This window comes from Pseudomonas helleri, from assembly GCF_045830615.1.
Taxonomy (GTDB): Bacteria; Pseudomonadota; Gammaproteobacteria; order Pseudomonadales; family Pseudomonadaceae; genus Aquipseudomonas; species Aquipseudomonas helleri.
Genome location: NZ_CP174501.1, coordinates 172,420 through 194,133 on the forward strand (window position 1 = coordinate 172,420; position 21,714 = coordinate 194,133).

19 protein-coding genes are annotated in these 21,714 nt (G+C 59.7%); 13 read left to right on the forward strand and 6 right to left on the reverse strand.

Annotated features, from left to right (window positions below; translation table 11 throughout):
- Positions 1 to 11: 11 nt before the first annotated feature.
- The gene (locus ACJJU9_RS00830) at positions 12 to 1,253 is read right to left on the reverse strand and encodes an SfnB family sulfur acquisition oxidoreductase (protein ID WP_407729853.1); all 1,242 of its coding nucleotides are present in this window, start codon (positions 1,251 to 1,253) and stop codon (positions 12 to 14) included.
- Between the two features lie 207 nt (positions 1,254 to 1,460).
- On the reverse strand, positions 1,461 to 2,225 hold the full coding sequence (locus tag ACJJU9_RS00835; protein ID WP_407729854.1) for a hypothetical protein: 765 nt from the start codon (positions 2,223 to 2,225) through the stop codon (positions 1,461 to 1,463).
- A gap of 635 nt (positions 2,226 to 2,860) precedes the next feature.
- Here ACJJU9_RS00835 and ACJJU9_RS00840 point away from each other — a divergent pair.
- Positions 2,861 to 3,793 carry an SdiA-regulated domain-containing protein gene (locus tag ACJJU9_RS00840; RefSeq protein WP_048371073.1) on the forward strand — a complete coding sequence of 311 codons (933 nt, stop codon included), beginning with the start codon at positions 2,861 to 2,863 and terminating at the stop codon, positions 3,791 to 3,793.
- A 72-nt stretch (positions 3,794 to 3,865) separates the two neighbouring features.
- Positions 3,866 to 4,774, forward strand: a complete 909-nt coding sequence (locus ACJJU9_RS00845) for an SdiA-regulated domain-containing protein (RefSeq protein WP_153372542.1) — start codon at positions 3,866 to 3,868, stop codon at positions 4,772 to 4,774.
- Between the two features lie 88 nt (positions 4,775 to 4,862).
- Here ACJJU9_RS00845 and rpiA read toward each other — a convergent pair whose 3' ends face one another.
- A complete protein-coding gene (gene rpiA, locus ACJJU9_RS00850; protein WP_048371069.1) occupies positions 4,863 to 5,534 on the reverse strand; it encodes a ribose-5-phosphate isomerase RpiA in 672 nt (223 codons plus the stop codon).
- Positions 5,535 to 5,666: 132 nt separating this feature from the next.
- Between rpiA and ilvA the strand changes: the two genes are divergently transcribed.
- On the forward strand, positions 5,667 to 7,181 hold the full coding sequence (gene ilvA / locus ACJJU9_RS00855) for a threonine ammonia-lyase, biosynthetic (protein WP_048371068.1): 1,515 nt from the start codon (positions 5,667 to 5,669) through the stop codon (positions 7,179 to 7,181).
- Between the two features lie 40 nt (positions 7,182 to 7,221).
- On the forward strand, positions 7,222 to 7,650 hold the full coding sequence (locus tag ACJJU9_RS00860; protein WP_048371066.1) for a DUF2269 family protein: 429 nt from the start codon (positions 7,222 to 7,224) through the stop codon (positions 7,648 to 7,650).
- An 81-nt stretch (positions 7,651 to 7,731) separates the two neighbouring features.
- On the opposite strand, the gene ACJJU9_RS00865 is transcribed toward ACJJU9_RS00860, so the two are convergent.
- Positions 7,732 to 8,388, reverse strand: coding sequence for an HAD family hydrolase (locus ACJJU9_RS00865; RefSeq protein WP_407729855.1), 657 nt, complete (start codon positions 8,386 to 8,388; stop codon positions 7,732 to 7,734).
- Between the two features lie 143 nt (positions 8,389 to 8,531).
- On the opposite strand from ACJJU9_RS00865, the gene ACJJU9_RS00870 reads away from it, so the two are divergent.
- Complete coding sequence (locus tag ACJJU9_RS00870) at positions 8,532 to 9,011, forward strand: RNA pyrophosphohydrolase (RefSeq protein ID WP_019828104.1); 480 nt, start codon at positions 8,532 to 8,534, stop codon at positions 9,009 to 9,011.
- Positions 9,012 to 9,032: 21 nt separating this feature from the next.
- A complete protein-coding gene (gene ptsP / locus ACJJU9_RS00875; protein WP_048390931.1) occupies positions 9,033 to 11,312 on the forward strand; it encodes a phosphoenolpyruvate--protein phosphotransferase in 2,280 nt (759 codons plus the stop codon).
- A gap of 121 nt (positions 11,313 to 11,433) precedes the next feature.
- Here the strand turns inward: ptsP and ACJJU9_RS00880 are convergent, their stop codons facing one another.
- Complete coding sequence (locus ACJJU9_RS00880) at positions 11,434 to 12,183, reverse strand: NRDE family protein (RefSeq protein ID WP_407729856.1); 750 nt, start codon at positions 12,181 to 12,183, stop codon at positions 11,434 to 11,436.
- 120 nt (positions 12,184 to 12,303) lie between these two features.
- Between ACJJU9_RS00880 and ACJJU9_RS00885 the strand changes: the two genes are divergently transcribed.
- From ACJJU9_RS00885 to ACJJU9_RS00895, 3 genes are read left to right on the forward strand one after another with little or no spacing between them, the layout of a single operon-like run.
- Positions 12,304 to 13,086, forward strand: coding sequence for a sulfite exporter TauE/SafE family protein (locus ACJJU9_RS00885; RefSeq protein WP_314916244.1), 783 nt, complete (start codon positions 12,304 to 12,306; stop codon positions 13,084 to 13,086).
- Between the two features lie 12 nt (positions 13,087 to 13,098).
- Positions 13,099 to 13,905: a prolipoprotein diacylglyceryl transferase gene (lgt, locus tag ACJJU9_RS00890; protein ID WP_048390936.1), complete on the forward strand. Its 807-nt coding sequence runs from the start codon at positions 13,099 to 13,101 to the stop codon at positions 13,903 to 13,905.
- A gap of 50 nt (positions 13,906 to 13,955) precedes the next feature.
- Complete coding sequence (locus ACJJU9_RS00895) at positions 13,956 to 14,927, forward strand: thymidylate synthase (protein ID WP_407729857.1); 972 nt, start codon at positions 13,956 to 13,958, stop codon at positions 14,925 to 14,927.
- Between the two features lie 81 nt (positions 14,928 to 15,008).
- Here the strand turns inward: ACJJU9_RS00895 and cadR are convergent, their stop codons facing one another.
- Positions 15,009 to 15,458 carry a Cd(II)/Pb(II)-responsive transcriptional regulator gene (gene cadR, locus ACJJU9_RS00900; protein WP_048371049.1) on the reverse strand — a complete coding sequence of 150 codons (450 nt, stop codon included), beginning with the start codon at positions 15,456 to 15,458 and terminating at the stop codon, positions 15,009 to 15,011.
- An 84-nt stretch (positions 15,459 to 15,542) separates the two neighbouring features.
- Here cadR and ACJJU9_RS00905 point away from each other — a divergent pair, with 84 nt between their 5' ends.
- From ACJJU9_RS00905 to ACJJU9_RS00920, 4 genes are all read left to right on the forward strand, one after another.
- Positions 15,543 to 17,828 (forward strand): heavy metal translocating P-type ATPase, encoded by a 2,286-nt coding sequence (locus ACJJU9_RS00905; RefSeq protein ID WP_407729858.1) that lies wholly within the window; start codon positions 15,543 to 15,545, stop codon positions 17,826 to 17,828.
- A 16-nt stretch (positions 17,829 to 17,844) separates the two neighbouring features.
- Positions 17,845 to 18,708, forward strand: coding sequence for a LysR family transcriptional regulator (locus ACJJU9_RS00910; protein WP_048371046.1), 864 nt, complete (start codon positions 17,845 to 17,847; stop codon positions 18,706 to 18,708).
- Between the two features lie 195 nt (positions 18,709 to 18,903).
- Entirely contained in the window at positions 18,904 to 19,980 is a 1,077-nt protein-coding gene (locus tag ACJJU9_RS00915) for a putative 2-aminoethylphosphonate ABC transporter ATP-binding protein (protein WP_153335932.1), read from the forward strand.
- 1 nt (position 19,981) lies between these two features.
- A complete protein-coding gene (locus ACJJU9_RS00920) occupies positions 19,982 to 21,706 on the forward strand; it encodes a putative 2-aminoethylphosphonate ABC transporter permease subunit (RefSeq protein WP_407729859.1) in 1,725 nt (574 codons plus the stop codon).
- The last annotated feature ends 8 nt before the right edge of the window (positions 21,707 to 21,714 follow it).

Here is a 21,714-nt window from a genome sequence, read left to right on the forward strand (position 1 = left end):
GGGTGTCTCCGTTAGATCCAGGAATGCCGTGCAGGCAAAGTGCCGTTGAGGCGATAGGCGCCGATGGCGTGGTATTTCCAGCGCACCGGGTCGTGCAGGGTGTGCACCCGTGCGTTGCGCCAATGGCGGTCCAGGTTGAACTCGGCAAGGGTGGCGCGGCTGCCCGCCAGTTCGAACAGCTTTTCACTGGCCAGTAACGACAGCTCAGTGCTCAGTGCCTTGGCTTCGGCCACGGCAATCGAGGCGCGGGCCGCAGCCGCTGCATCAATCGGTGCCGTGCTGACCTCGTCGAGCACCCGACCGGCTTTTCGCAACAGCGCTTCGGCGGCGTGTAACTCGATGTGCAATTTGCCGATGTCGGCGATCACGTAAGGGTCATCGCTGTTGCGCTCGACCTTGGCATCCACCCAGGGGCGCGACCGCTCGCGGACAAAGCTGATGGTGTCGGCAATGGCACCGCGCGCAATGCCCAGGTCAATGGCGGCCTGAATCAACTGCGAAATCGCGCCTTGAATATTCGGCACCTCCGCCAGGCGCCAGTTGTCGATCACCAGTTCTGCTTCAACGGCTACGTTGTTCAGCAGGACCGTGCCGCTGGCGGTGGTGCGCTGGCCGAAACCGGACCAGTCATCGACCACGCGCAAGCCGGGCGTGCCACGGCGGACAAAGGCCATGACCTGTTTGCCATCGTGGTTCAGTGCCTTGACGGCGATCCAGTGCGCAAACAGCGCGCCGGTGGAGTAGAACTTCTGGCCATTGATCACAAAATCATCGCCGTCGGCGGTGATCCGGGCTTTCAATTCGAGGGTGTTTTTGGTGCCGCGCTCAGGGCCCGCATTACCTATGCGCCAGCCTTGCAGCACGCTGGTGAACAACTGCTCTTTTTGCGAAGGGCTCGCGACGCTGGCAATCAGGTTGAGCAGCCCGACCTGATTCTGCGGGATCTGCCCCAGCGCCGGGTCGGCCGCCGAGATGATCGCGAAGACTTCAGCCAAGGTCACAAACGACACCTGCGCGCCGCCAAATTCGCGGGCTATCGAAATACCGCCCAAACCGCTGCGGGTGAAGGTTTCTATGAGTGACCACGGCAGCTTGCGTTGCTGATCGCGTTTTGCAGCGTGCTCACGCGCGGCGTCAGCCAGGGCGTGGGCGGCTTGAAGGGCTTCGTTGTCGGTGCGCAGGACGTGCGCTGCTAACAACAGGGGCGCGACATCCAGGTCGCTTTGCAGTTGTGCAGTTGCCAAGAGAGTCATTAGTTCCGCTCCTTGGCTGCACGCAATGCCCCGTAAAGGGTAATTGTGTTGCTGACCATACCTACCTCATCTTTGGAGCGCCGCTTGAGCGGCGCGATGTAAAGCAAGAGAGTCCGGTGGTCCGGTGCATATACCCTAATTGAGTATAAAAATTAAAAGAACTAACTTTTCGGAATATGGATAGATGATTCGTGCTGCCCGCCAGGGTCAGTCGCGCCAGTTGGGCCGTGTTTCGGCAGCCCGCAGGATTTCGCGGGGGGCAGAGTTGATGTAACGCTTGTTGGCGCCCACCTTCAGCGTGCGGGTCGGTGCCCAGCGTGAGTTGTTGCCCACGCGATCAATCACGCAGTAGGTGATTTCAAGTTTCGGGTCTTCACCGGCTTCCTGGATGATTTCAGGGGGCACGAATACGCTGACGGGCTTATTGATGTCGATGTGGCGCAACTTGGGCAGGTCGAGGCGCACGTCCCCCCAGAGCAAGGTGATTTCATCTTCGCAAGCCATGTTGCGATAAGGCTCGATGGTCAGCGGTACCCCGCGTTTCATCTGGCTGGGATTGACCCCGTAGCGTTGGATTTGCTCCGGGATCATCAAGGGCGCGAGGCCCTGGTTCTCTTCTCCGATGGCCACTCCGCCAGGGCAGTCAAGTTTGACCAGTACTTTAAGTTGCGCGGAAAGAGCAGGGCTGCTGCCAATGTGCATCACGCGATAATAAAGACGGGCGGTACCGTTTTGAATAAAACTTTCAGGCACTCGCAGTGATACCGGTTGCCCTATATCGGCCCGGTAAAGTTGCCGTGAAGATACATAACAGCCGTCCCAGAACAATTCAATCAAGTCACCTTCTTCCATATTTATATAGGGCGCGATGCTGACAAACAGTTGTTCGGCAGCACGGGCACAAATAGTCTGCTTGTTCGATTGTGCAAGTGTGGGGGCTGCCAACTTTTGGGCGTGTGAGGTAAATGGCATAAATGTAAACTCCTGTCTAACTTTTAGGCGGCACAGAGCACGGCAATTGAGTGAGTCCGGACGGTGGCGTCCAAGGGCGCGGGTGCTGTGTTACCGGAGTAATCGGTTTAACAATCCGTGTGCACCGTTATAGCGTGTTCAATAGTGAGGTTGGGTGCGGGTGAGTCTGGTTGTTTATTAGATAAGAGTCTTGCTGCAAGAGTGTCAAGGAGCGATCTTGCAATTATTAATCTCTGAGTCATATTCAGAAAGTTCCTACTGGCAAGACGTTTAATGTGACGTGAGCGGCGGCAGTCTAGGGGGTTTGTGAATAATTAGCAGGCGAGGGAATGTGTTAAATACGTGGGCACAAGTCGTACGTCATTTAAACCAAATGTGGATTTTTAAAAGGGGTTGGATGAATGCGCGCTTGTTACTTCAAATAATTAAAGACAACTCCTACGAATGTGCTGATGTATTCGGGCAGGTAAGTTCAAGGGCTGAGTTGAGGCAGCGCTCTATCGAAGGGGAACCGAGGGCGGTGCTTCTTAGCAATAATTTCACACACTCTCTGCATAATACCCGCGTGAGGGGCAATCGGTTTTGCCCGCTTTGTGTTATTTAGACGTAGCAAAATTTCCTGGAAGATCACGTTAATGGCCACAGACCCTCTGCAGACCTCGTCTGACCCGCGACCTTCGCGCTTTCGCTTGCGTTGGTATTCCTGGCTTTTTCTGCTGGCAGCGCTGTTCTATGGGATAGCGTCAATCCTGCATTGGGACGACCGGGGTGCATTGTGGGTGCTGGAGCAGTTTGAGAGCCAGAACGATCAAAATGAGAGTGTCTGGCTGCCAAACTACCGCGTGGTCATTGATGGCAAGCCGATGACAGGGCTGGAGAAGGACGAGGCCTCGGACCTGTCATATAACCCCAAGACCAACACGCTGTTTTCAGTCATGGGCAAAAACCCGTTTCTGGTTGAGCTCAGCCTTGAGGGCGATGTGCTGCGCAAAATCCCCCTGGAGGGCTGGAGCAACCCTGAAGGCTTGACCGTGATGGAGAACGGCCTGCTGGGTATCGTCGATGAGCGTGATCATTTATTGACCATCGTCAAAGTCGACGCCGATACCAAGACCCTGAACATCAAAGACTTCCCCAAGTACGACCTTGGCCCTTCCAAAGATCAGAACAAAGCCTTCGAGGCCATTGCCTGGGACCCGCGCCGTCAGCAACTGCTGCTGGGTGAAGAGCGCCCACCGGCGATGTATGTGTGGAAAAGCGACGGTAGCCAGACCCTCTTGGGCAACAAGCAGAAAGTGCCGAGCGATGAGCTCGACCTGCGCAACTTGTCGGGCCTGAGCATTGACCCGCGCACGGGCCACACGCTGGTGCTTTCGGCCGATTCGCACCTGCTGCTGGAGCTGGATGAACTGGGCGAACAGGTTAGCTTCATGACCCTGCTACGTGGCTTCAATGGCCTCAAGAGCACCATCCCTCGGGCCGAAGGCGTGGCGATTGATAACAACGGCACCTTGTACATGGTCAGCGAGCCCAATCTTTTCTACCGTTTCGAAAAGAAAGCCAAATAGCCATGACGGATTAAGCTTGAATTCATGCAGCCGTGATATTTCATCCGACTGATTTTTCAAGAGCTTGTCCTTATGTCGCGTGTCAGCCGTTCTACCCCGCTTTTTCTGGGCGTGTTGCTCGTGGCGCTGTTGGCCGCGGGCTTCGCGGCCCAGCATTACCGCTTGTTCGACCGAACCTGGTTCAACCTCAGTTTGCTGTGGCAGCCTGCCAACCCGAATGCCATCAACCTGGGCGATTACCGTGCGGTGCTGCAAGGCCGGGTGATTGAGGGGCTTGAAGACAATGTCTCGGCCCTGACCTACGACCCGGTGCGCAAAAGCCTGTTTACCGTGACCAATAAAAACCCGGAGCTGGTGGAGTTATCACTGGATGGGCGGATAGTGCGGCGGATAAAACTGACCGGGTTTGGTGATGCCGAGGCCATAGAGTTCATTGATGAGAACACCTACGTGATCACCGATGAATACACCCAGCGCCTGATCAAAGTAAAAATCGACGAGGCCACCCGCGAGCTCAATGCCGCAGATGCCGAGCAACTGACCTTGGGCATCAGCCCGTCGGGCAACAAAGGGTTCGAAGGGCTGGCGTACGATTCGGCAGGCAAGCGCCTGTTTGTGGCCAAAGAGCGCGACCCGATGCTGATTTACGAAGTGCGCGGCTTTCCCCATGACAACCCGCAACAACCCTATGCCACCCACGTGGTTACCAACCCGCGACGTGATGCGCGACTGTTTGTGCGTGATTTGTCGAGCTTGCAGTTTGATGAGCGCAGCGGTCATTTGCTGGCGCTGTCGGATGAGTCGAAGTTGCTGCTGGAACTGGACATCAGTGGCCGCCCGTTCAGCACGTTATCGCTGAAAAAGGGCCGCAATGGTCTGCAAGAGTCCGTGCCGCAAGCGGAAGGTGTCGCCATGGACGACGAAGGGACGTTGTATCTGGTGAGTGAGCCGAACCTGTTTTACGTGTTCAAAAAGCCCTGAATCAACACCGCGCAGGAGCGAGCTTGCCTCGCGATCTTTTGATGGTTTAAAAGATCGCGAGGCAAGCTCGCTCCTACACGGTTACGGGTTATTTGCTCAGGGTTTTGACGCCTTCAGGCGTCCCCAGCAGCAACAGGTCCGCCGGGCGCGCAGCGAACAAACCGTTGGTCACCACACCGACGATGGCGTTGATCTGAGTTTCCAGTTTCACCGGATCGACGATTTGCAGGTTGTGCACGTCAAGAATGATGTTGCCGTTGTCCGTCAGCACACCTTCGCGGTACACCGGGTCGCCGCCCAGTTTGACCAGTTCGCGGGCCACGTGGCTGCGGGCCATCGGGATCACTTCAACCGGCAGCGGGAATGCGCCCAGCACTGGCACCAGCTTGCTGGCGTCAGCGATGCAGATAAAGGTTTTGGCCACGGCCGCGACGATTTTTTCGCGGGTCAGGGCTGCGCCGCCGCCTTTGATCAGGTTGAGGTGTTCGTCGCTCTCATCGGCGCCGTCCACGTAGAACTCCAGATCGCTCACGGTGTTCAACTCGTACACAGGAATTCCGTGGCCCTTGAGGCGTGCGGCGGTGGCTTCGGAACTGGCCACGGCACCGTCGAAAGCGCCCTTGTGCAAGGCCAGTGCGTCAATGAAGCAGTTGGCCGTGGAGCCGGTGCCGACCCCAACGATGCTCTTGTCATCCAGTTTCGGGAGGATGAAGTCGACAGCCGCCTGGGCTACGGCTTGTTTGAGTTGATCCTGGGTCATGCGGGCTCCGGGGCGGGAAGGGTAAACAGAAGGGCGTGGAGTATAACTAAAACCTTTGGATTCGTATGGTCGCCCGTGTAAACGCTGGGGTAGACTCCTTGGTCCCTGCTAACCGCCCAGTGAAGCTTTCCGATGCTCGAACAGTACGTTAAGAAGATACTCACCTCGCGCGTTTATGACGTCGCGGTAGAAACCCCCTTGCAGCCTGCCAATCAGTTGTCTGCACGTCTGGGCAACCAGATTTTGCTCAAACGCGAAGATTTGCAGCCGGTGTTTTCGTTCAAGATTCGTGGCGCTTACAACAAGCTCACGCAATTGACCGACGCCGAGCGTGCCTGCGGCGTCGTCACCGCCTCGGCCGGCAACCATGCACAAGGCCTGGCGCTGGCCGCCAAGGTGCTGGGGGTGAAAGCCACCATCGTAATGCCCAAAACCACCCCCGAGATCAAGATTGAAGGCGTGCGTTCACGTGGCGGTATTGTGGTGCTGCACGGTGACTCCTTCCCTGAAGCCCTGGCGTACTCGCTGCAACTGGTTGAACAAAAAGGCTACGTTTACGTACACCCCTACGATGACCCGCACACCATCGCCGGGCAGGGCACCGTGGCGATGGAAATTCTGCGTCAGCACCCGACGCCGCTGGATGCGATCTTCGTGCCGGTGGGCGGTGGCGGATTGATTGCCGGTATTGCGGCGTATGTGAAGTACCTGCGGCCAGATATTAAAGTCATTGGCGTCGAGCCCGATGACTCCAACTGCCTGCAAGCCGCGATGGCGGCCGGTGAGCGCGTGGTCTTGCCAAGCGTCGGGATCTTCGCCGACGGCGTTGCCGTGGGCCAGATCGGCCAGCACACGTTTGATATCTGCAAAGACTACGTCGACGAAGTCATCACCGTGAGCACCGATGAAATCTGCGCGGCCATCAAGGACATCTTTGATGACACCCGCTCCATCACCGAGCCTGCGGGTGCGCTGGGCGTGGCTGGGATCAAAAAATACGTCGAGCAACGCGGTGTGCGCGGCCAGACGCTGGTGGCCATCGACTCGGGCGCCAACGTTAACTTCGACCGTTTGCGCCATGTGGCCGAGCGGGCCGAATTGGGTGAAGGTCGCGAGGCGATCATAGCCGTGACCATCCCCGAGGTGCCGGGCAGCTTCAAGGCGTTCTGCCAGGCGGTCGGCAAGCGCCAGATCACTGAATTTAACTACCGCTACCACACCGGCAGCGAAGCCCACATATTCGTCGGTGTGCAGACCCATCCCGAGAACGACCCGCGTAGCGCGTTGCTGGCCAGCCTGGCCGAGCAGGGCTTCCCGGTGGTCGACCTGACTGAAAACGAACTGGCCAAATTGCACATCCGCCACATGGTGGGCGGGCACGCGGCCAAGGTCAGCGATGAGTTGCTGTTCCGCTTTGAATTCCCGGAACGCCCGGGGGCGCTGTTCAACTTCCTCAGCAAGCTGGGCGGGCGCTGGAACATCTCGATGTTCCATTACCGCAACCATGGTGCGGCAGATGGCCGTGTGATGGCCGGTCTGCAAGTGCCCGCCGATGAACGCCACCTGGTGCCTGCGGCGCTGGCTGAAATCGGCTATCCGTACTGGGATGAAAGCGATAACCCGGCGTATCAGCTGTTTCTTGGCTGATAAACGCTACGCTGATTGAACGGCTCAAGAGATAAATCAAATGGAAACGTTCACCGCGTTAAAACTGCTGCATGGCGTGTCGACACTGCTGCTGTTTGTCAGTGCGCTTGTATTGCTGGTTGTGGTGATTCGCCGTCGGCGTGCCGGTGACGCCTTCCTGGCGGGTGGCCTGGTGCGCCGCCCGTGGGCGTTTCTCTGGGGGCTGATGGGCCTGTGCCTGCTGGCGTTGCCGGTGAGTGGCTGGTTTTTGGTGCACATGGCGGGTTGGCCGCTGAGCCAGCTGTGGTTGCTGGGCGGGAGCAGTTTGTACCTGCTGGGTGGCTTGAGCTGGTTGTGGCTGTTGGTGCGCCTCAACCGCCTGCGTCTGGGGCGAATGGCCAAACACCCGGGCTTTACCGTGGTGCTGGCGGCTTTTTGTGCGATTTGCTTTATTGCGATTGCGGCCATGATGGGCGCAAAACCGGTTTAACCACCCCTGTAGGAGCGAGCTTGCCTCGCGATCTTTTGACTTCAAAGATCGCGAGGCAAGCTCGCTCCTACAGGATTGGGTTTAATCGCGCAGCGAAATCACTGGCCAGCCACGTTTAACCGCTTCTGCCCGCAAGTTTTCATCCGGGTCGACGGCCACGGCGTGGGTCACTTGCTCCAGCAATGGCAGGTCGTTCATCGAATCGCTGTAAAAGTAGCTGTCTTCGAGGCTGTGGCCGTTTTCTGACATCCAGCGGTTCAGGCGTGTCACTTTGCCTTCACGGAAGCACGGCACGTCAGTGCTGCGGCCGGTGTAACGGCCATCAACGATCTCGCATTCGGTGGCGATCAAATGTTCCACGCCCAGCTTTGCCGCAATGGGTGCGGTGATAAAACGGTTGGTCGCGGTGATGATCACCAGCGTATCGCCCGCGTCGCGGTGTTTGGCCAACAGTGCCTGGGCTTTTGGCAGCATCAGTTCGTCAATGCAGTCGCGCATGAATTCGCGGTGCCATTGATCGAGTTGATCCATGTCATTTTTGCCAAAAATTTCCATGCTGAAATTAAGATAAGCGGCATTGTCGAGCTTGCCGGCCAGGTAATCCTGGTAAAACTCGTCGTTACGGGCTTTGTAGGCGTCACCGTCGAGAATGCCGCGTTCGCAGAGGTAATCGCCCCACGCGTGGTCGCTGTCGCCGCCTAAAAGGGTGTTGTCCAAGTCGAATAAAGCCAAACGCATTGCAATTACCCGCTGAGCTGTCGGTTGAAAGCCCACAAGAATACGGTCTTTTAATAAGAGTGCACATAAGGCAGGAAGGCGCGTTGCTGCTTTCACAACCTTTGTGGAACAATGCGGCGACATGCGTTTGCGAGGTTGTTGCCGTGATCGACCCCGATGGTTTCCGTCCTAATGTCGGGATTATTCTGACAAATGATGCCGGACAGGTACTGTGGGCTCGCCGTATCAATCAAGACGCGTGGCAGTTTCCACAGGGCGGAATCAACCCTGATGAGACGCCGGAAGACGCCTTGTACCGCGAGCTGAACGAAGAAGTTGGCCTGGAACGCGAAGATGTAGAAATACTCGCCTGCACGCGAGGCTGGTTGCGTTATCGTTTGCCGCAACGTCTGGTCCGAACCCACAGCCAACCGCTGTGCATCGGCCAGAAGCAAAAGTGGTTTTTGCTGCGCCTGGTCTCGAATGAGCAGCGGGTGCGGATGGATTTAACCGGTAAACCGGAATTCGATGGCTGGCGCTGGGTCAGCTATTGGTATCCGTTGGGCCAGGTGGTGACATTCAAGCGCGAGGTCTACCGTCGCGCGCTCAAAGAACTTGCACCGCGCCTATTAACGCGCGCCTGACACGGAGTTCGACCCCGAGCCATGCTCAATACGCTGCGCAAGATCGTCCAGGAAGTAAACGCCGCCAAAGATCTCAGGGCAGCGTTGGGGATTATTGTGTTGCGCGTCAAAGAGGCCATGGGCAGCCAGGTCTGCTCGGTCTATTTGCTTGATCCAGAGACCAACCGTTTTGTACTGATGGCCACCGAGGGCTTGAACAAGCGCTCGATCGGCAAAGTCAGCATGGCACCCAACGAAGGCCTGGTCGGTCTGGTGGGTACCCGCGAAGAGCCTCTGAACCTCGAAAACGCCGCCGATCACCCGCGCTACCGCTACTTTGCCGAAACCGGTGAGGAGCGCTATGCCTCATTCCTCGGCGCGCCGATTATCCACCACCGCCGTGTGGTGGGGGTGTTGGTCATTCAGCAAAAAGAACGCCGCCAGTTCGATGAAGGTGAAGAAGCCTTCCTCGTGACCATGAGCGCGCAACTGGCCGGGGTTATTGCCCACGCAGAAGCCACGGGGTCGATTCGTGGCCTGGGGCGCCAGGGCAAGGGTATCCAGGAAGCCAAGTTCGTCGGCGTGCCCGGTTCACCCGGAGCGGCGGTCGGTACGGCGGTGGTCATGCTGCCTCCGGCCGATCTGGACGTGGTGCCCGACAAGACCATCACTGACATACCTGCCGAAATAGCGCTGTTCAAAAACGCCCTCGAAGGCGTGCGCAACGACATGCGCGCGGTGTCGAAAAAGCTCGCCACGCAACTGCGCCCCGAAGAGCAGGCGCTGTTCGACGTGTACCTGATGATGCTCGACGACGCCTCGCTGGGCAGCGAAGTCAAAAATGTGATCAAGACCGGTCAGTGGGCCCAGGGCGCGCTGCGTCAGGTGGTGACTGATCACGTCAACCGTTTCGAATTGATGGACGACGACTACCTGCGCGAGCGGGCGTCGGACGTGCGTGACCTCGGGCGCCGCTTGCTGGCCTATTTGCAGCACGATCACCAGCAAACCATGGTCTACCCCGACAACACCATTCTGGTCAGTGAAGAGCTGACCGCGACCATGCTTGGCGAAGTGCCTGAAGGCAAGCTGGTGGGCCTGGTTTCGGTATTGGGTTCGGGTAACTCCCACGTGGCGATTCTGGCCCGTGCCATGGGCATCCCGACCGTGATGGGCCTGGTTGACCTGCCGTACTCCAAGGTCGACGGCATCCAGATGATCGTCGACGGCTACCACGGTGAGGTCTACACCAACCCCAGCGACGTGTTGCGCAAGCAATACGCCGACGTAGTTGAAGAAGAACGCCAGTTGTCCCAGGGCCTCGACGCCCTGCGCGAGCTGCCGTGCATCACCCCGGACGGCCACCGCATGCCGCTGTGGGTCAACACCGGCCTGCTGGCCGATGTGGCGCGCGCGCAACAGCGTGGCGCAGAAGGCGTAGGTCTGTACCGCACCGAAGTGCCGTTCATGATCAACCAGCGCTTCCCGAGCGAAAAAGAGCAACTGGCGATTTATCGCGAGCAGTTGGCGGCCTTCCATCCGCAGCCGGTGACCATGCGCAGCCTGGACATTGGCGGCGACAAGTCGCTGTCGTACTTCCCGATCAAAGAAGACAACCCGTTCCTGGGCTGGCGCGGGATCCGCGTGACCCTCGACCACCCGGAAATCTTTCTGGTGCAGGCCCGGGCCATGCTCAAGGCCAGCGAAGGCCTGAACAACCTGCGCATCTTGCTGCCGATGATCTCCGGCACCCACGAACTCGAAGAAGCCCTGCACCTGCTGCACCGCGCTTGGGGTGAAGTGCGCGACGAAGGCACCGACGTGCCGATGCCGCCGATTGGCGTGATGATCGAAGTCCCGGCGGCGGTGTACCAGACCAAAGAGCTGGCCCGTCAGGTGGACTTTTTGTCGGTAGGTTCCAACGACTTGACCCAGTACCTGCTGGCGGTGGACCGCAACAACCCGCGGGTGGCCGATTTGTACGACTACCTGCACCCGGCCGTGCTGCAAGCCCTGCAAGCGGTGGTGCGTGACGCCCACGCCGAAGGCAAACCGGCGAGTATCTGCGGTGAAATGGCCGGTGACCCGGCGGCCGCGATTTTGTTGATGGCCATGGGCTTTGACAGCCTGTCGATGAACGCCACCAACTTGCCCAAGGTGAAGTGGATGTTGCGCCAGGTCAGCCTGAGCCGGGCCAAGGAACTGCTGGCTGAAGTCATGACCATCGACAACCCGCAAGTCATCCGCAGCACCATCCAGTTGGCCCTGAAAAATATGGGCCTGACGCGCATGATGAACCCGGCGGCGATCAAGCCTTATTAAAACCCTGTAGTCGCTGCCGAGGTACGAGGCTGCGATGGGTTGCGCAGCGACCCCATACAGCGGGCCTGCGGCCCGTATCGCAGCCTCGTGCCTCGGCAGCGACTACAGGTTTTGGCATGAGTCAGGGGTGTTCCAACCGCACCTCACCCAAACGCCCGCCCAGCGGCCCGAAGCTGTGCTCCACCATCACCCGTGAACCATCGGCATTGACGATCAGCGCCGTGCTGGCGCGGGTGCCGTAATTGGGGCTGGCGATAAACACACTCGACAACAACTTCTCCGTGGCCAGCCCGACGCCGGTGTCCGGCAGCTCGCTGAACTGCGCCGGCTGCGGGTCTTCGAGCAGGGCCAGCAAGGCTTGCGGCTGCGGGTCGTTCAGCACCTCAGCCAGCGCCGCTTTGGCCCTGAGCAGCTTGGGCCACGGCGTGTCCAGCCCGGCATTCGACAAGCCATAAATCCCCGCACTCAAGGGCTGCGGCACCAGCTCTCTGGAGTTGAAATGCCAGAGCTGGTTGCGATCCCCCAACAGCAGGTTAAAACCGGCATAACTCAGCCTTCGTCCGCCAATGTCGTCGAAATACTCAGCAATGGACTTGCTGCCACTCAAGAAATCAGACACCAGCTCACCCCGTGAATGCCGCCCGGGCGGTTGGTGCGGTTCACGAATATTGGTCAGTGCGGCAAAGCGGCCATTGGCCCCTATGCCGAGCCAGGTGCCGCCTGCCTGCAGGTCACGCCCGGCAAACACCTGCGGCGCTTCAACCCACTGGGCCAGCGGTTTAGTGGGGCGCGCATAAAATTCATCGCGGTTGGCCGCAACGACCAGAGGCTGTGCGTGGCCGGGGCGCCAAGCGAAGACAATCAGGCACATGGGCAGTCCTTAATGTTTTTTTAATCACTGTACTTATAGATTGCCCCTGCGTGTTACGCCATGCGGGATGGAGCCCGAGCCCTTGCTCCGTTACCATGCGGATCAAAAATAGGGGGCGTCATGGAATTTCTGCTCTATCTGGTGTTGGGGGGCTTCGCTGGCGTACTGGCCGGATTGTTCGGAGTCGGTGGCGGGCTGATCATCGTGCCGGTGCTGGTGTTCAGTTTCACCTTGCAAGGTTTCAGCAACGAGGTGTTGACCCATTTGGCCGTTGGCACGTCATTGGCGACCATTATTTTTACCTCGATCAACTCGACCATTGCACACAACCGTAAAGGCGCGGTGCTGTGGCCTCTGTTTGCCTGGATGAGCCTGGGCATTCTGGTCGGGGCCGGGATTGGCGCGCTGACTGCCGAGGCGATCTCCGGCCCGCACTTGCAGAAAATCATTGGCGTGTTTGCCATCATCATCGCCCTGCAAATGGCCCTGGACTTAAAACCCAAGGCCAGCCGAACGGTGCCGGGCAAGGTGGGTCTGAGCTTGGCCGGTAGCGTGATTGGCTGGGCGTCGGCGATTTTCGGTATCGGCGGCGGCTCGCTGACCGTGCCGTTTTTGACCTGGCGCGGCGTGACCATGCAGCAAGCCGTAGCCACTTCGTCGGCCTGCGGCCTGCCCATCGCGGTTGCCGGTGCGTTAAGTTTCATGATGATTGGCTGGCACAACCCTGACTTACCCGCGCATAGTCTCGGGTTTGTTTACCTACCCGCGTTGGTCGGGATCGCCCTGACCAGCATGTTTTTTGCCCGTTTCGGTGCGCGTTTGGCCCACAAGCTTTCGCCGCGCCTGCTGAAACGGCTGTTTGCCGCACTGTTGTTTTGTGTCGGTTTGAGTTTCCTGATCTAACGAGGAGTCGCAATGCTGCCTTACCCGCAGATTGACCCGGTGGCATTGGCTATCGGACCGCTGAAAATCCATTGGTACGGCTTGATGTACCTGATCGGCATTGGCGCCGCCTGGCTGATCCTGTCACGACGCCTTAACCGCTTCGACCCGACCTGGAACAAAGAGAAACTCTCGGACCTGGTGTTCTGGGTGGCCATGGGCGTGATAGTCGGTGGCCGCCTGGGCTACGTGCTGTTCTACGACCTGAGCGCCTACATCGCCAACCCGCTGCTGATTTTTGAAGTGTGGAAAGGCGGCATGGCGTTCCACGGCGGCTTGATCGGCGTGATGCTGGCGACCTGGTGGTTCGGCAAGCGCAACGGCAAATCGTTCTTCCAGATCCTCGACTTCATCGCCCCCGTGGTGCCGATTGGTCTGGGCGCAGGGCGCATCGGTAACTTCATCAACGGCGAGTTGTGGGGCAAGGCCAGCGACGTGCCGTGGGCGATGATCTTCCCCACCGACCCACAACAATTGGCGCGCCATCCGTCGCAGCTTTACCAGTTTGCCCTGGAAGGTGTGGCACTGTTCCTGGTGCTCTGGCTGTACTCGCGCAAACCTCGCCCTACAATGGCGGTTTCCGGGATGTTCGCCCTGTTTTACGGGATCTTCCGTTTCATCGTCGAGTTCGTCCGCGTGCCGGACGCTCAGCTAGGCTACCTGGCGTTCGGCTGGGTAACGATGGGGCAAATCCTCTGCCTGCCGATGATCGCGGGCGGCCTGTTCCTGATCTGGCTGGCCTACAACCGTGATCCGGCGGCTCAAAAGGCTGCGCATTAAATTCGAATCGCAGGGCCCGCGCGGCCCTGCATTCAAACGCTAGGAAAACCATGAAGCAATATCTTGACCTCGTTGCCAACGTCATTAAAAACGGCACCTTGCAAGCCAACCGCACCGGCGTGAAGACCATCAGTCTGCCGGGCGCCATGTTGCGCTACGACCTCAAAGAAGGCTTCCCGGCCATCACTACGCGCCGCATGGCGTTCAAATCGGCGATTGGCGAGATGTGCGGCTTTTTGCGCCCGGTCAACAGCGCCGCAGACTTCCGTGCGCTGGGTTGCAAGGTCTGGGACCAGAACGCCAACGAAAACGCCCAATGGCTGGCCAACCCGTTCCGTCAGGGCGAAGACGACCTGGGCGAGATCTACGGCGTGCAATGGCGCAAGTGGCCGGCCTACAAGCAAGTGGCGCGCAGCAACCAGGCCGCCATCGATCTGTGCCTGAGCCAGGGTTATCGCCAGATCGCCGAAGGCGAAGAAGGCGGCGAAGCCTACGTGGTGTTGTACAAGGCCATCGACCAGGTGCGCCAGTGCGTCGACACGATCATCAATGACCCGGGCAGCCGCCGTATTCTGTTCCACGGCTGGAACTGCGCCCAGCTCGACGAAATGGCCCTGCCGCCGTGCCACCTGCTGTACCAGTTCCACCCGAACGTCGAGACCAAGGAAATCTCCCTGACTCTCTACATCCGTTCCAACGACCTGGGCCTGGGCACGCCGTTCAACCTGACCGAAGGCGCCGCGTTGCTGAGCCTGATCGGCCGCCTGACCGGCTACACGCCGCGCTGGTTCACCTACTTCATTGGCGATGCCCACGTGTATGAAAACCACTTGGACATGCTCAACGAACAGCTGACCCGCGAACCGTTCCCGATGCCAAAACTGGTGATTTCGGACCGCGTACCGGAATTCGCCAAGACCGGCGTTTACCAGCCGGAGTGGCTGGAACTGATCGAGCCGAGCGACTTTAGCCTCGAAGGCTACCAGCACCACGCCCCCATGACCGCGCCGATGGCGGTGTAACCCGCAAAACTGTAGGAGCGAGCTTGCCTCGCGATCTTTTGATCGTTAAAAGATCGCGAGGCAAGCTCGCTCCTACAAGGTCTAATGCCCGTGGCTTCTGCCCACATGGCTTGGCTCGCCTTCTGGCGCTGCCACTGAACCGCTGACTTCCAGACGCTGCAAAATCGCGCACTGATCCATCCCCGGCCCTTCGCCACAGCGTTGGCGCAGGTCGAGCAGTTGCGCCTGCAAAGCTTGCAAGCCATCAATGCGCGCCTTGACGTGGTGGATGTGCTCGTCGATCAACGCATTCACGCTTTCACATTGGTCCTGCGGGCTGTCGCGCAGGTTGAGCAGGCTGCGGATTTCTTCGAGAGTCATGTCCAGGCTGCGGCAATTGCGGATAAACGTCAGCCGCTCAACATGCGCCTGGGTGTACAAACGGTAGTTGCCGTCACTGCGCGCAGGCTCTGGCAACAAGCCTTCACGCTCGTAATAACGGATGGTTTCGACCTGACAATCGGTCAATTTCGCCAGTTCACCAATCTTCATCGCGCTTATCTCCCAAAGGATGCTTGACCCTATAGTGGCTACAGGGTCTTTACTTGGCAACAGGCACCTTTTTGGACGCACCCGATGAGCGACTCCATTCACACTTCGCACAAACCACACGCTGACCATGACCATGACCATGACCATGACCATGACCATGACCACGGCCATGAGGAAAAGCACGACCACGCCAGCCACGCGCACAGTTGCTGTTCAAGCACTGCCGGGCCGAGCGTGATCAAACTCAGCGCCACGCCCACCGTGGGCGCGCGCCTGAGCAGTTTCCGCATTGAAGCCATGGACTGCCCGACCGAGCAAACCCTGATCCAGAACAAACTGGGCAAGCTGGCCGGTGTGCAGCAGTTGGAGTTCAACCTGATCAATCGCGTGCTGGTGGTGACCCACGACCTGCCGTCGACTGATCCGATTGTCGCGGCCATTAAATCCTTGGGCATGCAGGCCGACCCGCTGCAAACCGGCGCCGATGCTGACGCGCCGCTGCCGCCTGCGCCGAAAAAACACTGGTGGCCGTTGGCGCTGTCCGGTGTCGGTGCATTGGCGGCAGAAGTGCTGCACTTCACCGGCGCAGCGCCGACCTGGGTCATTGCATTGGTGGCGCTGGTGTCGATTTTCAGCGGCGGCCTGACCACCTACAAAAAAGGCTGGATTGCCCTTAAAAACCTCAACCTGAACATCAACGCGCTGATGAGCATCGCCGTGACCGGCGCCCTGCTGATTGGCCAATGGCCCGAAGCGGCGATGGTGATGTTCCTGTTTACCGTGGCCGAGCTGATCGAAGCCAAGTCTCTGGACCGTGCACGCAACGCCATCAGCGGCCTGATGCAAATGGCTCCGGACAAAGCCACCGTGCAGCAAGCTGATGGCACATGGCTGGAACGTGAGGTTAAAGACGTCGAACCGGGTGCCATCGTGCGGGTTAAACCCGGCGAGCGCATTGGCCTGGACGGCGAAGTGGTGGCGGGCAGCTCAAGTATCGATCAGGCGCCGATTACCGGCGAGAGCCTGCCGGTGGAAAAAACCGTTGGCGATAAAGTCTTTGCGGGCACCATCAACCAGGCCGGTTCGCTGGAGTTTCGCGTTACCGCAGCGGCCAACAACTCGACTCTGGCGCGCATCATCCTGGCCGTGGAACAAGCCCAGGGCGCCCGTGCACCGACCCAGCGTTTTGTCGACAGCTTCTCCAAAATCTACACCCCGGTGGTGTTTCTGCTGGCCTTGGCTGTGGCGATTATCCCGCCGCTGTTTATGGGCGAGGCGTGGTTCGACTGGATCTACCGTGCGCTGGTGCTGCTGGTGGTGGCGTGCCCGTGCGCGCTGGTGATCTCGACCCCGGTAACCATCGTCAGCGGCTTGGCAGCCGCTGCGCGCAAAGGCATCTTGGTCAAAGGCGGTGTGTACCTCGAAAGCGGCCACAAGCTGGACTTTTTGGCGCTGGATAAAACCGGCACCATCACCCACGGCAAGCCGGTGCAAACCGACTACCTGCCGCTCGACCCGCTGCACACCGAGAGCGCGGTGCTGCTGGCTGCAAGCCTGGCTTCGCGTTCGGATCACCCGGTGTCGATGGCCGTGGCCAATGCCGCTGTGGATAAAAACCTCGCGCTGCGTACTGTGGATAACTTCACGGCGCTGGCCGGGCGTGGCGTGCGTGGCGACATCGACGGCAAGGTTTACCACTTGGGCAACCACCGCCTGATCGAAGAGCTGGGCCTGTGCTCGCCCGCCCTTGAAGAGAAGCTCTTTGCGTTGGAAGAGCAAGGTAAAACCGTGATCTTGCTGATCGACAGCGCAGGCCCCATGGCGTTGTTCGCCGTGGCCGACACGGTCAAGCAAACCAGCCGCGAAGCGATCCGCGAGTTGCACGCGCTGGGGGTCAAAACCCTGATGCTGACCGGCGACAACCCGCACACCGCCAACGCGATTGCGGCCCAGGTGGGCATCGACCAGGCGCAGGGCAACCTGCTGCCGGAGGACAAACTCAAAGCCATCGAAGCCCTTTATGCGCAGGGCCATCACGTGGGCATGGTCGGCGACGGCATCAACGACGCCCCGGCATTAGCCCGCGCCGAGATCGGTTTTGCCATGGCGGCAGCCGGTACGGATACCGCCATAGAGACGGCAGATGTCGCCCTGATGGACGACGATCTGCGCAAAATCCCGGCCTTCATTCGCTTGTCACGGGACACCGCGAGCATCCTTAAGCAGAACATTGCCTTGGCATTGGTCATTAAAGCGATCTTTCTTGCGGTAACCTTCATGGGCTTGGCCACCATGTGGATGGCCGTCTTTGCTGACATGGGCGTGAGCCTGTTGGTGGTGTTTAACGGGTTGCGCCTGGTGCGCAAATAGATCAAGAGAGGCCACAGTGCTGAGTGCCGAGCTGAAAGCGTTTTACCGGGTGGCCCAGTTGGGCAGCATCACACAGGCGGCGAAAAAGCTCGGGTTGAGCCAGCCGACCGTGACCACCCAGATCCGCCAGCTCGAAAGCCAGTACGGTGTAGAACTGTTCTACCGTGGCGGGCGGCGCCTGACCCTTAGCGATGAAGGCGTGCGCTTGCTGCCCATGGTTAAAACGCTGTTGCAGCAAGAGGCCGATATCGAGTTCTTTTTGCGCAACAGCGGCCACGGCACCGGCACGTTGCGCATCGCCGCCACCGCGCCGTATTACATCCTTGATCTGGTCAAAGCCTTCCGCGAGCGCCTGCCGCAGATTGTCGTGTCGGTAGACATTGGCAACTCCCAGCAAGTGCTCGAAGCGCTGGACGAATACCGCGTCGACATCGCTGCCTCGTCGCAACTGCTCGAAGACCCACGGCTGATACGCCGGGTTCTGGGCTCCGACCCGCTGGTGGTGGCCGTGCACCGCAATCACCCGTTGGCCAAGCTCGATCACGTGCCGCTGAGTGCCTTGGCCGGGCATTGCCTGCTGATGCGCGAGCAAGGCTCGACCACGCGTAAATTGACCGAAGAACTGCTCAGCAGCGCCGGGGTTGGCTTTGGCCCGCTGCTGGAAATTGGCAGCCGCGAGTCGATCCGCGAAGCGGTGCTGCGCGGTATCGGCATCAGCATCATCGCCCGCCAGGAAGTCCCCCACGACCCGCAACTGCGCGTACTGACCCTCGAAGGTGCGCCGCTGATCGCCGAGTATTTGTACTGCCTCAAAGAGCGAAAATCAGCGCGCTTGCCTGCGGCTTTTCTGGGCTTGGCGCAGGAAATGGCCCCGGCCTGACCCCCTGTAGGAGCGAGCTTGCCTCGCGATCTTTTGATCTTTTTAAAAGCTCGCGAGCAAGCCCGCTCCCACAGGGATGTTGTGAGCATTACTCCAAAATCCACCAATACCTCTATCGGCAGCTTTTGCCTGACTGCCACATCTTGTACGCATAGCGCCTCTAGGATGACCCCATCTGCTTGATGAGGTGCATCCATGAACCGCTCGAACGCAACCCCTTTGACCCAACCCGGCGTGCCGATGAAGGTGCGCAACGTGAGCAAGCGCTTTGGCGCTTTTACCGCGCTGGACAACGTTTCGCTGGAGGTGGCAGCGGGTGAGCTGGTGTGTCTGCTCGGGCCTTCGGGGTGCGGTAAAACTACCTTGCTGCGCTGCATCGCCGGGCTGGAGCGTCAGGACGATGGCGTTTTGTACCTCGGTTCACGGGATGTCTCAGACCTCGCCCCGCAAGCACGGGACTACGGGATCCTGTTTCAGTCCTACGCACTGTTCCCTAATCTGACCGTTGAGGCCAACATCGCCTACGGCCTGGCCGGCAGCAACCGCGACGTGGTGCGCAAGCGCGTCAGCGAGATGCTCGAACTGGTGGGCCTCACGGGCAGCGAAAAGAAATTCCCCGGCCAACTGTCCGGCGGTCAGCAGCAGCGAGTCGCCCTGGCCCGCGCTTTGGCGCCTGCACCGTCGCTGCTATTGCTCGACGAGCCGATGTCGGCCCTGGATGCCCGGGTGCGCGAGCATTTATGCACCGAGTTGCGCCAATTGCAGCGCAGCCTGGGCATCACCACCTTGATGGTGACCCACAACCAGGACGAAGCCATGCTGATGGCCGACCGCATCGCCGTGATGAACAACGGCAAGGTTGAGCAGTACGCTACCCCGCAAGAGATCTACAACAAGCCCGCCACGCCCTTTGTTGCCGAGTTTGTCGGGCAAGGCAACTGGTTGCCGTTTGACCATAACAGCGGCACCTACGCGCAGGTCGGCGGGGTCAATATGCGCTTGGCCGCCGACGCGGGGCGCGTCGAGTCGGGGCGGCTGTTTTGTCGTCCCGAAGCGATCAGCGTCAACCCGGTGCTGCACGAAGAAAACCTGTTCCCGGCACGGGTGCGGGACATCACCTTCCTCGGCAATCGCTGCCGCATGAGCTTCGAGCTCAACCACCTGCCGGGCCACCCGCTCACCGCCGAAGTCGGCAGCCAGGATTTGCCGCGTCTCGGCGCCCAGGACATCTTTGTTGCCTTGCCGCCGAACAGCCTTCAGGTGTTTGCCTGACATGGCCGCGCCAATGACCTTGCCCCTATCCGACACCCTGGCCCGTAACGCTGCACGGGCTGAACGGGGCGACACGTTGTTTGTCCTCGGCGGCAAACTGCTGTTGCTGCTGTTATTGGCCATTGCCGTGCTGATGCCGTTGCTGGCGATCTTCTGGCGCGGCTTCAGTGCGCAAGACGGCCAGGGCGGTGGTTGGGTCGCCGCGCGGGAGTTGGTGACCAGCGATAACTTTCATTGGCTGGTGGGCAACAGCCTCAAAGTGTCGCTCAGCGTAGCGGCGATTGTCGTACCGCTGGCGTACCTGTTTGCCTACGCGCTGCAACGCACCTTGATCCCTGGCAAGCGCGTCTGGCGCGGGTTGTCGTTGCTGCCACTGATGGCGCCGTCGATGTTGCCGGGCATTGCCCTGGTGTATTTGTTCGGCAATCAGGGCCTGCTGCGCGGGCTGATTGCGGACAACATCTACGGCTTCTGGGGCATCGTCCTCGGCGAGGTAATCTACACCTTTCCCCATGCCCTGATGATTCTGCTGTCCGCCTTGTCGCTGGCCGATGCCCGGTTGTTTGATGCGGCATCGAGCATGGGCGCGGGGCCATTCAAAGCCTTTCGCAGCATCACCTGGCCGGGCACGCGTCAGGCCGTGTTCGCGGCGTTTTGCCTGGTGTTCACCCTGACCATCACCGACTTCGGCGTGCCCGTGGTGGTGGGTGGCGACTATCAGGTGCTGGCGCTGGAAGCCTACAAAGCGGTGGTCGGGCAGCAACAATTTGGTCGCGGCGCCTTGATCGGCATGGTCTTGCTGTTGCCCGCGCTGTTCAGCTTCGGCGTCGATGCCTGGCTGCGCCGTCAGCACGGCGACGCCATGAGCGGGCGTGCCCAGGTGTTCAAACCGGTGCCTTCAAAGCTGCGAGATGGCTGCTACCTGGCCATCGTGTTGCTGATCTGCGCCGCCTTGCTGCTGGTGTTCGGGATGGCGGTGTACTCGTCGCTGGTCAAATTTTGGCCGTACAACCTGTCGCTGTCCCTCAACCACTACCAGTTCAATGACACCGCCGGTGGCGGCTGGCTGGCCTACCGCAACAGCGTGACCATGGCCTTGTGCACGGCGCTGATCGGCAGCGCGGTGATCTTCACCGGCGCCTACCTGATGGAAAAGACCCACACCCAGAAGCGCCTGAACCTGGTGCTGCGCATGCTTAGCTTTGTCCCCATGGCGGTGCCGGGTTTGGTGCTGGGGTTGGGCTACGTGTTTTTCTTCAACCTGCCGGGCAACCCGCTGCATGTGTTCTACGGGACCATGGCGCTGCTGGTGGTGTGCACCATTGCTCACTATTTGACCACCGCACAAATGACCGCCACCACCGCGTTGCGCCAGCTCGATGGCGAGTTCGAAGCCGCTGCGCTGTCGCTCAAGGCGCCGCTGTACCGCCATTACTGGCGCGTCACCGTCCCGATTTGCCTGCCCGCGCTGCTGGACATCGTGCGCTACCTGTTCGTCTCGGCGATGACCACCGTGTCCGCGGCGATCTTCCTCTACAGCCCCGACACCATCCTCGCGGCGGTGGCGGTGCTGAACATGGACGACGCCGGCAACGTTGGCGGCGCGGCGGCCATGTCGACCCTGATTTTGCTGACCTCCATTGGCGTGTCCCTGCTCCTGGCCTGGGCTTCACGCGGCGTGTTGCGCCGCTCCCAAGCCTGGCGCCAAGGCGCACCGGCGCAATAACCCTTCCA